Source organism: Virgibacillus alimentarius (assembly GCF_017874635.1).
Lineage (GTDB): Bacteria > Bacillota > Bacilli > Bacillales > Amphibacillaceae > Virgibacillus_B > Virgibacillus_B alimentarius.
Map to the genome: position 1 here is coordinate 43,388 of NZ_JAGIKX010000008.1, position 16,016 is coordinate 59,403.

At 40.8% G+C, this 16,016-nt stretch carries 10 protein-coding genes; all 10 read left to right on the top strand.

Going from position 1 to position 16,016, the window contains the following annotated elements; all coding sequences use genetic code 11:
- Positions 1–16 precede the first annotated feature (16 nt).
- Entirely contained in the window at positions 17–1,144 is a 1,128-nt protein-coding gene (locus J2Z81_RS06795) for a glycosyltransferase (protein ID WP_319023824.1), read from the top strand.
- Between the two features lie 20 nt (positions 1,145–1,164).
- Positions 1,165–1,944 carry a glycosyltransferase family 2 protein gene (locus J2Z81_RS06800; RefSeq protein ID WP_226370965.1) on the top strand — a complete coding sequence of 260 codons (780 nt, stop codon included), beginning with the start codon at positions 1,165–1,167 and terminating at the stop codon, positions 1,942–1,944.
- 60 nt (positions 1,945–2,004) lie between these two features.
- Positions 2,005–2,781, top strand: coding sequence for an ABC transporter permease (locus J2Z81_RS06805; RefSeq protein ID WP_029267446.1), 777 nt, complete (start codon positions 2,005–2,007; stop codon positions 2,779–2,781).
- 15 nt (positions 2,782–2,796) lie between these two features.
- Positions 2,797–4,350: an ABC transporter ATP-binding protein gene (locus tag J2Z81_RS06810; RefSeq protein WP_029267444.1), complete on the top strand. Its 1,554-nt coding sequence runs from the start codon at positions 2,797–2,799 to the stop codon at positions 4,348–4,350.
- Between the two features lie 30 nt (positions 4,351–4,380).
- Complete coding sequence (locus tag J2Z81_RS06815) at positions 4,381–6,909, top strand: glycosyltransferase (RefSeq protein WP_226370966.1); 2,529 nt, start codon at positions 4,381–4,383, stop codon at positions 6,907–6,909.
- Complete coding sequence (locus J2Z81_RS06820) at positions 6,899–9,586, top strand: glycosyltransferase (protein ID WP_226981269.1); 2,688 nt, start codon at positions 6,899–6,901, stop codon at positions 9,584–9,586. Before J2Z81_RS06815 ends, J2Z81_RS06820 begins: the two co-directional genes overlap by 11 nt.
- Positions 9,586–11,088: an ATP-grasp fold amidoligase family protein gene (locus J2Z81_RS06825; protein ID WP_226981272.1), complete on the top strand. Its 1,503-nt coding sequence runs from the start codon at positions 9,586–9,588 to the stop codon at positions 11,086–11,088. Before J2Z81_RS06820 ends, J2Z81_RS06825 begins: the two co-directional genes overlap by 1 nt.
- Before the next feature lie 65 nt (positions 11,089–11,153).
- Positions 11,154–12,803: an acylphosphatase gene (locus tag J2Z81_RS06830; RefSeq protein ID WP_029267437.1), complete on the top strand. Its 1,650-nt coding sequence runs from the start codon at positions 11,154–11,156 to the stop codon at positions 12,801–12,803.
- Between the two features lie 15 nt (positions 12,804–12,818).
- Positions 12,819–14,471 carry an acylphosphatase gene (locus tag J2Z81_RS06835; RefSeq protein WP_029267431.1) on the top strand — a complete coding sequence of 551 codons (1,653 nt, stop codon included), beginning with the start codon at positions 12,819–12,821 and terminating at the stop codon, positions 14,469–14,471.
- Between the two features lie 49 nt (positions 14,472–14,520).
- Positions 14,521–15,978 carry an acylphosphatase gene (locus J2Z81_RS06840; RefSeq protein WP_029267429.1) on the top strand — a complete coding sequence of 486 codons (1,458 nt, stop codon included), beginning with the start codon at positions 14,521–14,523 and terminating at the stop codon, positions 15,976–15,978.
- Positions 15,979–16,016 lie beyond the last annotated feature (38 nt).

Genomic DNA, 16,016 nt, shown 5'->3' on the forward strand with positions numbered 1-16,016 from the left:
AGGAGGCAGGGTGGAAGTGAGAAAAACAGCAAAAGTTGTGCATATGACAACCGTGCACCACCCATATGATACACGAATTTTTCATAAAGAATGTACATCCTTGCAAAAAGGCGGTTATGATGTGTCGCTGATTGCATCGATGGATAAACAGGAGATCCAGAAAGATACCGATGTAACAATGGTGCCAATCAAAAAAAGAAAGAACCGATTGGCGAGAATGGTATTTTCCACGCTGGAAGCTTATTTGAAGGCAAAAAGCTTAAAGGCGGATTGCTATCATATTCATGACCCGGAGTTACTCCCGGTGGGACGTCTCTTAAAAAAGAAAAATAATGTTGTAATTTATGATGTGCATGAAGATTATGTAACGGCAATGTACCAGAAGGAATATTTTCCAAAGCCTATCCGAAAAGCGGTTGGTGCGGTGTATGGATTCGTTGAAAAGATCCTTTCCAAAAACATGGCACTTTGCTTGGCGGAAAAATATTATCAAGAAAAATATCCATCCGGTATTTGCATTTTGAATTACCCTGCACTGAATGATAAATTAGTGAATCATCAAATCGATGATCAGCCGGCGGAAAATAAAATTCTTTATACTGGGAACGTGTCGATGGAAAGAGGCGCATATATTCACGCGCAAATTCCCAACATCGATCCAAGTGTTTCGGTTCATTTTATCGGCAAATGTCCAAGTAGCATTGCGGAAAAGATGTACGCAGAAGCCGGTGAAAAGAAAGAACAGCTTATGATTGAAGGAATCGATCAATTTATCGAACGAGAGGAAATTGACGACAAATATATTAGTCGGAAATGGTTAGCTGGGATTGCGCTATTTCCGCCTACACAGCATTACAAGAAAAAAGAACTCACGAAGTTTTTTGAGTATATGAGTGCTGGACTACCTATCCTATGCTCGAATTTTCCGGTGTGGAAAAAGTTCATGGACAAGTATCAATGCGGAATTGCGGTTGATCCTTACAATGAGGAAGAAATAAAAGAAGCGATTGATTATTTAAGAAAACACCCGGAAGAAGCAAGGCAGATGGGGATGAATGGCAAGAAGGCAGTTGTCCGGCAGCTGAACTGGCAAAAAGAAGAAGAGAAATTAATTAATTGGTACGGGGCATTACTTAAACAATAAGAAAATCGTGGTGGTAATGGATGCAAAGCAATAAAACTGCAGGCCCCCTCATTTCGGTTATTACGCCTGCTTATAACTCACAGCAGTTTATACATGAGACCATTGAGTCTGTACAAAATCAGACCTATACGAACTGGGAAATGATTATCGTTGATGATTGTTCGACGGATAGGACAACCGAAATCGTAGCGTCCTATCAAAAAGAAGATGCAAGGATCACCTTGATCAAACTGAAGGAAAATGCAGGCTCGGGAGTTGCGCGTAATACAGCAATTGAAGCGGCAAAGGGGCGTTTTATCGCATTTTTAGACAGTGATGATGTATGGCTTGAGACGAAGCTTGAGAAGCAGCTTGATTTCATGCTGGAGAAAGATATTGCATTTTCGTTTACCGAATATGTACGGATGCTTGAAGACGGGACAGAGGTAAACTCCGTCATTAAAGCACCTGAGACGATTGATTATGTCGGTTTAATGAAACATTGTGTAATTGGGTGTTTAACCGTCATGCTAGATACGAAAAAAACGGGTAAAGTAAAAATGATTCATATCCGTTCACGGCAGGACTATGTCTTGTGGTTAACACTCACAAAAAATGGATTTATTGCGTATGGTTTACCGGAAGTATTGTCCAAATATCGCTTGGTTCAAAACTCCATTTCCAGCAACAAATTGAAAATGGTGAAACAGAACTGGCGTGTATATCGGACCGTTGAAGAACAAAGTGCTATCAAAAGTGCATGGTATATTTTAAATTATGCTTTTCATTATATAAAAAGAAGATTTAATCGCAGAAAATGAGTCATGAATCCATGTATACTTACTCATTTTAAACAGAATTAGGCGGTGTCATGAGAAGTTATGCGAAAATATTTATCAGAAATACTGAAACGAAAAGATTTGTTGATCTATCTTGTGAAATCTGGACTAAAGGCAGAAAACCGAAATAGCTATTTGGGTTATTTTTGGTGGCTGCTCGATCCGCTTTTGAATGTCGTTGTTTATTATTTTCTTGTTGGAATTGTGCTTGGCCGTGGCGGGGAAGACTTTGCTGTTTTTCTAGTCATCGGTTTGGTTCCATGGCGCTGGATTAATACAACCATTAATACATCAGCAAAGTCGATAACAAAATATAGTTCCATTATTAATCAGGTGAATTTGCCGAAATCGATTTTCCCACTTTCTTTTACCTTTACCCAACTGTTTAATTTTATTTTTGGGTTAGTTGTCGTTGGCATATTCCTGATTGCTTTCCAAGTCATGCCAGGATGGCAAATTGTTTATTTACCAATAATAATAGTAGTGCAATTATTGTTTTTAATAACGGTTAGTTTGTTTTTAGGTTATATTACGGTATTTGTTCGCGACATTGATAACGTGCTGACACATACGGTACGTGTTTTCTTCTATGCTTCTCCGATTATCTGGGAAGGCGGAAGATTGCCTGATGAGTACAGCTGGATCGTTGATATCAACCCAATTGCGATTATCATTAATTCATACCGTGATATCATTATGTATCACCAGAGCCCGGATTTTCTGGGACTTTCGATTATCGGTATTGTTTCCATCGTTCTTGGAGGATATATGCTTTATCACTACAGCCGTAACGAGCACAAAATAATAAAAGCATTATAAAAAGAGGTTTTATGTATGTTGTTAAAAGAAAATCAACAAAAGCAAACAGAAAACCAGGAAAAAGAAATTGTTATCGAGGCGAAGAACATTGGTGTGTCCTTTTTTCCTAACAGTCAAAAGGATGATTATAAATCAAAAGTTCTTCGTTATTTAAAAGAGGGCAGAGACAAGGAAGGCAAGAAAATGGTCTGGCCCCTGACAAATATTAATTTCACTGGTTATAAGGGTGAGATTCTAGGCATTATTGGCTCAAACGGTGCTGGGAAAACAACGCTTTGTAAAATTATCTCCGGCATTCTTGAGCCGGATAAGGGCGAAATTTATGTGGATGGCAAGGTTTCTGCACTGTTTTCGTTCGGCATGGGCTTTAAAAAGGAACTGACAGGACGAGAGAACGTCTATTTAAATGGAATGATGCTTGGCATCAGTAGAGATACAATCGATCATTATATTCAGGAAATCCATGAATTTTCAGAGCTTGGAAACTTCATGGATCAACCGATGAAATATTACTCCAGTGGAATGAAAGCAAGACTTGGCTTTAGTGTTGCAGCTCATCTAGAGCCTGAAATATTAATTTTGGATGAGGCATTAAATACAGGAGATGCGAAATTTAGTAAAAAAGCTGCGAATAAAATGAAAGAATTAGTGAAGAAAGCGAAAATGGTGATCATCGTCACTCACAGTCTCCGCTATGCACAGCGAAATTGTGATCGATTAATGTGGCTAGATGGCGGAGTTGTCCGGGACGCTGGAGATCCTGCTGAAATTATTGAAAAATATAAAGCAACCGTACCACCACGACCACCAAGAAGAAAACGAAACTTGCAATTAGAAAAAACAGAAACAACAATCAAAGACAATTCCATTGTGAAAGCCGAAAACTTAGGGATTTCCTTTGAATTAAAAAAGAAACCCTTTTGGGCTTTAAAAAATGTCAACTTTGAAATCAAGGAAGGCGAAGTCGTTGGTATTATTGGTCATAATGGCGCTGGTAAGAGTACCCTTTGTAAAGTGCTGACCAATATCCTCCAGCCGGATGAGGGATCGATTTATCTGGACGGCGAGACAACTGCGCTTTTAGGCTATGGAACAGGGTTTAACAGCCAACTAACCGGAACAGATAATATCTTTCTAAATGGAATGCTACTTGGGATTCCGAAAAAGCGAATAAAAGAATTTTATCCTAAAATCGTCGAGTTTTCTGGCCTTGAAAAAGCAATTGACAGGCCGGTGAAAGAATATTCAAGCGGAATGCGTTCGCGTCTGGGCTTTAGTATTGCGGCAATATTGCAGCCGGATATTTTCATTATTGATGAAGCCTTATCCACAGGAGACATGGCTTTTAGGCAAAAGGCGAGCGAAAAAATACAAGATATGATGGAACGAGCAAAGGCAGTGATTATCGTCACCCATAGTTTGACGTTTGTTGAACAGTTATGTACCAGAGCTATTTGGATGAAGCAAGGGCAAATCATGTATGACGGAGAGCCGAAAGATGCTGTGAAGGCTTACCGGGAAGATATCAAGGAAACAAAAGTAAAAAGACGCAAGTTGAGTAAGCAGTAGGAAGCAAAGTGTTATGGTGGAGGAATAGCTATGTTGCGATTCATAAAGAAAACGATTGTCGGATCGATGGACTGGTTTTTATATACCTTTCTCAGTACGAAACAAAAAGAAGTCATTGCAGGTATGTTTACCAAAAAGCAAAAAGAAACACTGAAAAGAATCATTAAGCCTGGTAAAAAACGTGCACAGATGAAAAAAGTAGAACGCATCAAATTTCGGATTTATGAGCTCGGGATTGTTCAGCGCGGATTGGCGGAATTAAAGGAATGTTGCAATCAGGACGAAGATCTTTATTTAAAGCGCCGTGCTGCGTGGGAATTGGCACTTTATTATGCTGATCAGTACAGTAAAGACGGTGCAAGAAACTGTCTGACGTATATCGAGCAAGCGACCAAAAGTGTAAAAGATGAAGATGAATTACGCCGGGCAGCGGTACTAAAAGCAGAAAGCTACAAAATGTTAGGGGAAGCGGAGGAAGCAAAGCGGGTCCTAACGCATGCCCTGTCTCTCAAGGCGCATCCAGATCTTTATTTGGCGCAAGCAAATCTTGCCACTTCGCTTGATGAGCGCAAGAAACGGATCAATCAGGTGTACGAATTTTATTCGACGGCGCCTATTACGATTGCTAAAGCGGACGGGGTGCTATCAGCCTATGACCGGATAGAGACACAAATGGATGGACTGCTTTATAATAATTTAGATGATGCACCGAAAGTGTCGGTGATTATCCCAGCCTATAATTCTGAAACGTCTATCCATACTGCGATCGAATCCATGCTAAGTCAGACATGGACAAACCTTGAAATCCTTGTAGTCGACGATTGCAGTACCGACAATACGAAAGAAATCATCAAAAGCTTTACGCAGAAGGATAGCCGTGTTCAGGTATTATCAACCAAACAAAACAGCGGAGCCTATACTGCCCGTAACGTAGCCCTTACACAAGCTACAGGCGATTTTGTAACGATTAATGATGCGGATGATTGGTCCCATCCTGAGAAAATTAAAACACAGGTAGAGCATTTGATTCAAAATCCGAAGATGATTGGAAATTTCTCCAATCAGGCGCGTGCAACGGAACAGATGAATTTCTTCCGCAGAGGAAAACCAGGCATTTATATTTTTCCAAATATGTCATCGTTTATGTTCCGGCGTAAACCTGTGATGGAGAAACTCGGGTACTGGGATAGTGTGCGCTTTGCGGGTGATTCGGAGTTTGTAAAACGGGTGAAACTTGTTTTTGGTGAAAAGGCAGTTGCGAACTTACCAACAGCACCATTGTCTTTCCAGAGACAATCCGAGGATTCATTAACAGGAAATGCTGCATTCGGATTCCCGGGATATTTTATGGGAGCACGAAAAGAATATGCAGAAGCACATGAGCATTATCATCGTACACACCCGACAAATTTATATTATGAATTTCCACAGGAGGAAAGACCGTTTCCAGTCCCGGATCCAATGCTGCCACAGAAGACGAAAAAAGACGTAAGAAGGCATTTTGATGTCATTATTGCGTCCGAATTCCGTCTTTTAGGTGGTACGAATATGTCGAATATCGAGGAAATAAAAGCGCAAAAGAAACTCGGACTGAAAACAGGCCTCGTTCCAATGTACCGGTATGATTTAAATTCGGTCACGGAAATGAATCCAAACGTACGCGATTTCATTGACGGGGATGCGATTCAAACCATTGTTTACGGCGAAAAGGTAAGCTGTGATGTCCTGATTGTAAGACATCCGCCAATCCTTGAAGCATGGCAAAAATATATCCCGGACATCGAAGCAAAAGATGTACGCGTAATTATTAACCAACCACCAAAACGAGAATACAGTGAGCAGGGAGAAACACTGTATCACTTGGATCACTGCGTGCACCAATTAGAATCATATACAGGTAAAAAAGGAACGTGGCACCCAATTGGTCCGCAAATTCGGGATACGTTGCACGAACATCACGAAGCGGAACTCGCGTCAATTCATCTAGCTGATGAAGACTGGGTGAATATTATTGATGTCTCCGAGTGGCGCCGCAAGAGGCGGCCGAAACATCAGCGTATTCATATCGGTCGTCACTCCCGGGATCAATATGTAAAATGGCCAAATGATCCAAACACATTGAAAGCTATTTATCCGGATGATGAAAAGTACGAGATTCACGTTCTCGGCGGCGGTAAGGCTCCAGAAAAAGTACTAGGAGAACTTCCCGCGAACTGGCATGTAAAAGCATTTGGAGAAGTGCATCCGAAAGACTTTCTTGCTGATCTGGACGTGTTTGTTTATTATACCCATCCGGAGTGGGTAGAGGCATTTGGACGCGTAATCTTTGAAGCGATGGCTGCAGGGGTACCAGTCATTATCCCGCCAAATTACAAAACCTTATTTGAGGATGCAGCGATTTACGCAAAGCCACATGAAGTAAAAGAGAAAATAGATGTACTGATGAACGATGACAATGCCTACAGTGAACAGGTCGAAAAAGCCCAAGATTATGTTGAGAAACACTTTGGCTACCTAAAACATGCTTCTAGATTAGAGGAGTGCTCACATGAGGAATAAAGAAAACGATCGTCATGCCCGTGAAGCAAAACAAGCAATGAATCAAAACTTAAAGCAGCAAGTGGAGGCGGCTGACAGAGAATTAAAGACAGCCAGAGAGCAATATGAACATGTGAAGCTAGAGCATGTTCAGCTTTCTAGTCAGTACGATGCGATTAAACAAGGCAGTATATGGAGAATTGTAACATCGATGAATAAAATCAAGCGAATGCTACAATTGTATATGAAGTATATGTTAGGAAAGCGTGACAGAAGGGAAATCTTCGACCGTTCATTAAGAAAGAGAAAAGCAAAAAATAAAATAAAAAAGCTGAAATACAATCTTTATGACCTCGGTTTTACAGAAAAAGCGTTAGCGGAACTTACAAAAGAAAGCAAGACATCCGATAATCCATATACAAGAAGATACGCAGCTTGGGAACTAGCGCTTATGTACGCCAATCAGTACAACAAAGAAGGGGCAGAAAAATGTCTGACCTTTCTTTCCCAAGCAGAAAAAAGAGTAAAAAACAGGGATTTTTTACGTAGATTGGCAATCTTAAAAGCAGAAAGCTATGATATAATAGGTAGGGTAACAGAGGCGAAAGATGTCATTTCACATGCTTTGGCCTCTCAAAAGCATGCAGATCTTTATTTGGCTCGAGCCAATCTGGAAACGTCATTTACGGAGCGCGTGAAGTGGATGAATAAAGCACTGAAACTTTATGGTATCCAGGAGTTAGACAGACATGCAGTGATCGGGAAAACATGTTACGACCGTTTACGCACAAAAAACCAGAAAAACGTTGAGCTTATTGATAATACGAAGGAAAAAGTAACGATCATTGTACCAGCATATAACGCCGAAGACGGTATACGCACAACATTAGATTCTTTGCTCGTTCAAACATGGACAAACTTAGAAATCATTGTTGCGGATGATCAAAGCACAGATAACACGATAAATATCGTTAAGGAATATAGCAAGATCGACCCCCGTGTTCAAATCATTTCAACCAAAACGAACAGCGGGGCATACACAGCCCGGAATGAGGCTTTGAAAATCGCTACAGGGGATTTTGTCACCATCAATGATGCCGATGATTGGTCACATCCTCAAAAAATGGAGGAACAGGTCAAACACTTTATCGAAAATCCATCTGTTATCGCAAATACAACCCAGCAAGCAAGAGCAACAGAAAGCCTTAAGTTTTTCAGACGCGGAAAACCGGGAGAATATATTTTTGCTAATATGTCTTCCTTAATGTTTCGCAGGGAACCTGTAATGAGGGAACTCGGCTTCTGGGATAGTGTCCGTTTTGGAGCGGACGGAGAATTTAAGAAGCGACTCAAAATCGTGTTTGGAAAAGAAGCGGTTGTCGATTTGAAAACAGGACCGTTTTCTTTTCAAAGACAATCCAGTTCTTCTTTAACTGGAAGTGAAGTATTTGGTTATCACGGATTCTTTATGGGGGCAAGAAAAGAGTATTTGGAAAGTTACTCGAATTATCACCAAAAAGCAACGTCTTTATACTACGGCTTTCCGCAAGAAAAAAGACCGTACCCCGTTCCAGAGCCAATGCTTCCTAGTCGAGAAGTCAAGAAGAACGCAAGAAGGCATTTCGATGTGATTATTGCTTCTGAATTCCGTCTCTTAGGCGGTACAAACATGTCCAATATCGAAGAAATAAAAGCACAACAAAAGATGGGACTTAGGACAGGCCTTATTCAAATGGCCCGTTATGATTTAAATTCCATTAAAGAAATTAATCCGAGCGTACGCGAGCTTATTAATGGCGATGACGTCCAAATGCTTGTTTACGGAGAGAAGGTAAGCTGTGATGTACTAATCGTAAGGCATCCACCTGTTCTTCAAGCATGGCAAAAGTATATCCCGGATATCCAAGCCAATCACGTTCGGGTCATTGTCAATCAGCCGCCAAAGCGAGAGTATAGTAAAAATGGAAAAACACTTTACTCCATCCCAACATGCGTGAAGCATTTAGAACAATATGTTGGAAAAAAAGGAAAATGGTACCCAATCGGGCCGTTGATTCGTGATACATTACATGCGCATCATGAAAAAGATTTAAAATCCATCCGTTTAGCCAGTGAAGACTGGGTCAATATCATTGATGTGGATGAATGGCAACGGAAGGAGCAACCGCATAACAAGCGGATTAAAATTGGTCGCCATTCACGAGATCAGTATGTAAAATGGCCAGATGATCCGCGAGAATTAAAAATGATTTACCCGGATAAAAAAGCCTATGAAATCCATGTCTTAGGTGGTGCAAAAACGCCTGAAAAACTACTGGGAAAACTCCCAAAAAATTGGTACGTTCAGGAATTCGGAGAAGTTCATCCGAAAGATTTTCTCGCTGATCTGGATGTGTTTGTCTATTATACCCATCCGAAGTGGGTGGAAGCATTTGGACGGGTAATCTTTGAGGCGATGGCTGCAGGAGTACCTGTTATCATCCCCCCAAACTATAAGGATTTATTCAAAGAGGCTGCCATTTACGCCCGACCAGAGGAAGTACAGGATAGAATCCATGAACTGATAAATGATAAGGAAGCATATGCTACGCAAGTTGAGAAAGCGACAAATTATGTTGAAAAACAGTTCGGCTATACCAAACATGCCTCAAGATTAGAAGAATGTTTTGTAAATACAAATAAAGGGTTAATGAGGTGATGACGATCGATGAAGTAGAGCATAATAAGCATAACCAACATTCAGACGACCTGAGCACCTCATCGAATCAGACACCGAGTCAAGATAGGAAGCCCGAGCAAACAAGAGAAGAAGCTTTGAAAGAAAGGTTGCTGGAAAAAGAAGCAGCGCTCATGAAAACAAAGAAAGCGACAAAGAAATTGCAAAAGGAAAATAAGCATATAAAAGAAAGCAGAACGTGGAAAGTATTTTCCCCAGCTCGAAAAGTGCGTGGATTATTCGGAAAGCTTTTTCAAGGTGCAAAAGCGAAGAGCATCCTGGAAGAAAATAACGCATTAAAAGCATACAATCAAGACTTAAAGAAAGACCTTGAGCATATGCGCGACGCATTAAAAACCAAACAAGAACACATCGACCATTTAGAAATGGAAACGGATAAAGTAAATGCAAGCCATCTTCATCAGCGGACAAAACAAGTCAAGGAAGATGGAGACACGATTTCATATATTCAAAACCTGGTCCAAAGAAAAGAAAGTGTAACGAATAACTATAATGAAGCCCTAAAAAAACTAGGCAGGCACTATCGCAAGGACCTTGCAGACGTTCAACAAATTGTCTACGAAAATCTTTTAAAAGGATTTAAAAAAGAAGATATTCCGGAATTCATCGTACGATTTGCAGAAACCGACCATACCTTAGCATTGCAAGCTGCGTCGTCTTTTCGAGCCAGTTTAACAGCACGGGCTAGAATAAGGCAGTTGATGAACGGAAAAACACCAGAAAACTTACTCGATAACAAACGGCAAGCTTATCAATTAGTCGATGCATTCGGTATACGAAGACCATGGATAAAGGGAAAGCCTTATACCATGAAAGAAATCCCAAAAGAGGAAGCCATCGTTATTAAACCAGTAGATGGTGCAGGTTCACGCGGTGTTTATCTCGTATATCATGAAAATAAAATACAAGACGTCAAACAAGCAAAGCTGCTCACAAGCTGGGAAGCATTAGAAAAGAGAATGGAAGAAGATTTAGCTTCCGGCTGGGTTGCAAGCGATCTGTGGATGATCGAGGAATTCATCGTTAAAAATAAACAAGAGCAAACACCAGCAGTCGATTTGAAGTTTTATTGCTTTTACGGGAAAGTAGCACTCATCCTGGAAATCACTCGTTTTCCAGAAATAAAGTATTGCTGGTGGACGCCGGGCGGCGATCGAATAAGTACGGGAAAGTATGAGGAAGATTTATTTCAAGGCAGCGGAGTTACAGAAGAAGAGATCCAAACAGTAGAAAAGTTAAGTGCACAGCTACCTATACCGTTTATTCGAATTGATTTCTTAAAAACAGACCAGGGGATGGTTTTTGGCGAATTTACACCAAAGCCTGGCAACTACGATGAATTTGATAAAGAAACGGATCAATGGATGGGAGACTATCATTTAGATGCTGAAGGACGTCTGGCGGAAGACTTGATAAACGGGAAGCCATTCGATGTATATCATCGCTGGCGATCAAAGCTCTAAGATAAAGGAAATCCAGAAAAATAACGATAAAAAAGGTTAGAGGAAATACAGGAGGTAAGGAACAGATGGTTGGACAGGAACAACAAAGTGCCAAGTGGCTTCCACATCTTTCCAGCGAGATTGTCGCTGATGCACGGGGTCCGGAACTTGATGCTTATGTAGTAGCTTTAGAAGGATGGAGAAGAGGATTAACATTAAAGTGGCATGTAAAGGATTCAGAGAAGTTTAAGGAGATGAAAACATGGTTTGTCGATAAGCCAGGCAAATTATTTTCACTCAGCTCTTCTGAAAAAACCCATTATTTCTTCCGAACCAGAGGAGATAAGGTCACGAATGAAGCAGTTGAAATGGGGATGGACAAAGAAATTACAAAACAAAAATTAATGGAAGCAAACATCCCAACACCGATAGGAAAAGAGTTCCCGGAGAGTGCCAGCGATGAGGAGATCATTGCTTATGCAAATGAGCTTGGATATCCTGTTGTCATCAAACCTACAGACGGAAGCTTCGGCAGAGGTGTCGTCACAAATATTACAACCGAAGAAGAACTCGTCCATCAGCTTACTTACATCCGGGAAACACAGGGATACAGGGGAATTATCACCGAACAGTATATTCCCGGAAAAGAATACCGGCTGTATGTCGTTGGAGATAACGTAGTTGCAGCAATGAACAGAGTTCCTGCTCATGTAGTTGGGGACGGAGAAACCCCGGTACGTCAGCTGATTGTGGAAAAAAATAAGGAAAAAGAGTCCAACCCACGCCTTGTCAGCTGTCCGATCAAAGTGGATCCAGCGATGATCGACTTTATAGGCACGAAAGGATACACACTAGACAGTGTCCTGGAGGAAGGGGAACAACTATTTCTTACGGAAATCAGTAATATATCAACAGGGGGAGACCCGGTCAGTGTAACGGGTGCATTGCCGAAAGAAGTAGAAGAGGCAGCTGTACGCGCACTGCACACCATTCCCGGCCTGGAGCACGGTGCAGTAGACCTAATTATCGATGATCAGAAACCAGTGGAAGAAGCGGCGACTATTTTGGAACTTAATCCAACAGCTCAAATTGGCGGATTGCTGTATCCAGTGCAAGGGAAGGCGAATGATGTCCCTGCAGCAATTATTGATTATTATTTTCCAGAAACAAAACCAGTCAACAAAGAGCAAACCAAACTATACTTTGACTTTACCGATGTTTTGTATCCGTTACTAACAAAATCTGCCAACACTTCAACGGTGACACCGTATCCACAAGGGAAGTTATATGCAAAAAAATATACAGTCAGTGGAGATGTTCAGGATATTGGTTATCACCGAGGGTTGAGGAAACAAGCATTTGAACGGTTTTTGAGCGGACTCGTACTCAACCTGAACAATGGTGATATTGAAGTTGTTGTCGCAGGTACAGACCCCGAAATGGTCGATGATTTTCAAAACGCATTATGGGAAGACCCGGAGCGATCCGATGTGCATGAAGTTCATGTAGAAAGCTGGGACGCACCGATTAAAATAGGCTTTGAAGTAAAAGCCGACCTGAAAACACAAATAGAGGATTTAAAGAAAATTAGACAAGACTATGAAGTGACCGAACTTCAGCTAAGAAAAGCAGAAAAAGAGCATAAAAGATATTATAATAGCTTATCATGGAAAGTTACATTACCAGTCCGGATGGTAGGGCAGATTGTCAAGAAAATGAAACGAATAAATCAGTAGGAGGAAGCAAGTAAAATGAAAGAGGAATCGGGAATTTCACTCCCCCAACTTCCAAATGAGATCGTAAGGGATGCGAGAAAAACAAGACTATGTGCATATTCCGTAGCTCTTGAAGGTTGGCGCAGGGGATTAAAATTAAAATGGTATACGAAGGATTCAGAACACTTTCAAGATATGATTGTATTTGGTGTGAACCCTCCTGGTAGATTATATTCGCTCAGTTCGGATAAAAGAACCCATTATTTCTTCCGGACCCGAGGAGATAAGGTGACAAATGAAGGGGTAGAAATAGGCTCAGAGAAAGACGACACAAAAATTTATTTAGATAAAGCCGGTGTCCCAGTACCACAAGGGAAAGGATTTGAGCCGGATGCATCAGACGAAGAAATCATTGAATACAGCAGAACACTTGGCTACCCGCTCGTGCTCAAACCAACAAACGGAAGTCTCGGTAATGGCGTTGTCACCAATATTCAGGATGAGCAGGAATTTATAGAAGCACTTTCCTATGTCCGCCAAGAACTAGAATATGAAGAAGTGATTGTCGAACAATACGTAGCGGGTCAAGAATACCGTGTATATGTGATTGAGGATCAAGTCATTGCAGCCTATAACCGTGTACCAGCTAATATCACTGGAGACGGAGAGCACACAATTGAAGAATTAATTGATTTAAAAAACAAAGAACGAAGAAAAAATGCAAGACTGTACAGCTGTCTGATTGAAAAGGACGTCGAAATTCTAGACTTTATCCAATCCGCTGGTTATACGATGGAAAGTATTCCAGAAAAGGGCGAAAAGATCTATTTAAGACAAAAAACAAATGTGTCATCTGGCGGAGACCCGATTGATGTGACAGACGAACTGTCCGACGAAATTAAACAGATAGCCATTCATGCCTTAAAAGCTGTTCCAGGGCTTGCGCATGGCGGTGTGGATATCATCATTAATGAGGGAAATGTAAATAGACACCCGGCTGTCGTCATCGAATTAAACCCAACCGCCCAAATAGGTGGCGCATTATATCCGTTAAGAGGGAAGGCACGTAATATTCCGGCAGCGATTATCGATTATTATTTCCCTGAGACCAAAGGAATCGACACAACCAATTCGCAAATTTATTTCGATTTAAGCACGGTGCTCGAACCACTTGAAAACAGATCAACCATTGAAGTGGAAGTAAGCCCGGCACCACTCGGGGAATTATATGCGAAAAAATTCATTGTGTCCGGAACGGTCCAGCGAGGCAGCTATCATCAGTGGCTGAAGGAAGAAGCGATGAATAGAAACTTACACGGGTATATCAAGAAATTAATCCACGGAGAAATTGAAATTGTCGTAGCAGGTACAGATAAAGGAGCTCTAGCTGAATTTAAACAATTAATCAGCAGTTCCGACAAAGCTAAAGTGAAAAAGATCAGGGAAGAAAAGTACGACGATCCGGTTAAAATAGGCTTTGAAATCAATGAACGATTTAAAGCAAATAACCTCAGGTCCGTTGAAACGACGTTAAAGAAGATGAACCGGGATCTTCGCGATATGCATAAAGATGTGTATCAAACGGAAAAAGAAAACAGATATATTAAACAAAGCAACTCATGGAAATATACAGCACCACTCCGGAAAGTAGGAGATTTTGTTAAGAAATTAAAGGGATCGAAGGCGTAATAACTTGTATCATAAATCGATCGGACCATGTTTGAAGGAGGGGAAAGGAATGACATATGTTTATCCGAACTGGCTATCCAAACAAATGATGACTGGTGTCAAAGGGTTTAATATCGATGCTTACCTAATAGCCTTAGAGGGATGGAGACGCGGCCTGACATTGAAGTGGTATTTTGATCCTGAAGTGGTTACCGATCTTAAAATTATTGGATCTCAACCACTTGGGAAAACTTTTTCACTGCAATCAGATGATAAAAAACACTTTTTCTACCGTTCACGAGGAGAAAAAGTAATGAACGAAGCAGTGAGTCTTACGACAAGTAAAGAAGAGACGAAAAAATATCTTCATCAATCGAATGTAAACACACCTGAAAGTAAAGGTTTTACAGAAGAAGATAATGATGAAGCCATTTTGAAGTATGGGATGGACCTCGGCTTTCCACTCGTCATCAAGCCGATATGTGGAAGTCTCGGCAAAGGTGTTGTCACCAATATTCAAAATGAAACAGAACTAAAAGACAGCATTCGTTATGTCCGTAGTGAATTAAGCTATCCGGATGTCCTGGTTGAACGTTTTGTAGATGGCGTTGATTATCGTATCTATGTTGCGGGCGATAAGGTACTTGCGGCAACAAAACGATTGCCAGCATTTGTCGTAGGCGACGGGGAAAGTTCGATTGAAAAACTAGTGGAAGAAAAGAATAATCAAAGAAAAGAAAACCCATATCTTTCAAAGAAAACCATCGCGTTTGATCAAGACTTGTTTCAATCTATTAAAAAACAAGGCCATATCCTGCAAGGCATCCCAGAATTGAATGAACTTGTATATTTGAAGGGCCAAAGTAATATCGCTGCCGGTGGAGAACCAATAGACGTAACGGATGAGATATCGCCAGAGGTGAAAAACATCGCCATTCAGGCAGTTAAAGCAATCCCTGGTTTGGAGCACGCAGGTGTGGATGTTATCGTTTCGAATAATCATCCAACGGTTATTGAAATAAATGCAACTGCTGACATAGGAATGCATGTCTTCCCATTACACGGAGAATCCCGTAATGTCCCCGAAGGAATCATTGACTACTATTTTCCGGAAACGAAAGGCATGGCACAAGATCGTACACAAATTTTCTTTGACTATAAAAAAATAAGAGAACTATTCGTTAGTAAAATTGTGCAAGAAGCCGTTATCCCTGATGCTCCAAAAGGCAAATTATATGCGAAACGATATGTGATATCAGGAAAGGTTCAAAAAGTAGGCTATCGAAATTGGGTGAGACGACAGGCTTTAAAGCATCATCTAAATGGGTATACGCGTAACCTAAAAAACGGAAAAGTTGTTGTTGTCGTTGGTAGTGAAGATAAAGAAGCGGTGGATAACTTTAAAGAAGTTTGTTATAAAGGACCTGCTAGAGCGAAAGTGGAAGATGTCCAGGAATATCTCTGGGAAAACCAGGTTTGTATAGGGTTTGAGGTTAGACGGAAGAATAAGGTAGCGAAAAATAAGTAACTTATGACCTAAGTGTCGTAGGTTTTTATACATAGATA

Coding starts and splice junctions, on each gene's coding strand:
- J2Z81_RS06820 (WP_226981269.1), top strand. CDS start 6,899: ATGAGGAATAAAGAAAACGATCGTCATGCCCGTGAAGCAAAACAAGCA.
- J2Z81_RS06815 (WP_226370966.1), top strand. CDS start 4,381: ATGTTGCGATTCATAAAGAAAACGATTGTCGGATCGATGGACTGGTTT.
- J2Z81_RS06830 (WP_029267437.1), top strand. CDS start 11,154: ATGGTTGGACAGGAACAACAAAGTGCCAAGTGGCTTCCACATCTTTCC.
- J2Z81_RS06810 (WP_029267444.1), top strand. CDS start 2,797: ATGTTGTTAAAAGAAAATCAACAAAAGCAAACAGAAAACCAGGAAAAA.
- J2Z81_RS06805 (WP_029267446.1), top strand. CDS start 2,005: ATGCGAAAATATTTATCAGAAATACTGAAACGAAAAGATTTGTTGATC.
- J2Z81_RS06800 (WP_226370965.1), top strand. CDS start 1,165: ATGCAAAGCAATAAAACTGCAGGCCCCCTCATTTCGGTTATTACGCCT.
- J2Z81_RS06825 (WP_226981272.1), top strand. CDS start 9,586: ATGACGATCGATGAAGTAGAGCATAATAAGCATAACCAACATTCAGAC.
- J2Z81_RS06840 (WP_029267429.1), top strand. CDS start 14,521: ATGACATATGTTTATCCGAACTGGCTATCCAAACAAATGATGACTGGT.
- J2Z81_RS06835 (WP_029267431.1), top strand. CDS start 12,819: ATGAAAGAGGAATCGGGAATTTCACTCCCCCAACTTCCAAATGAGATC.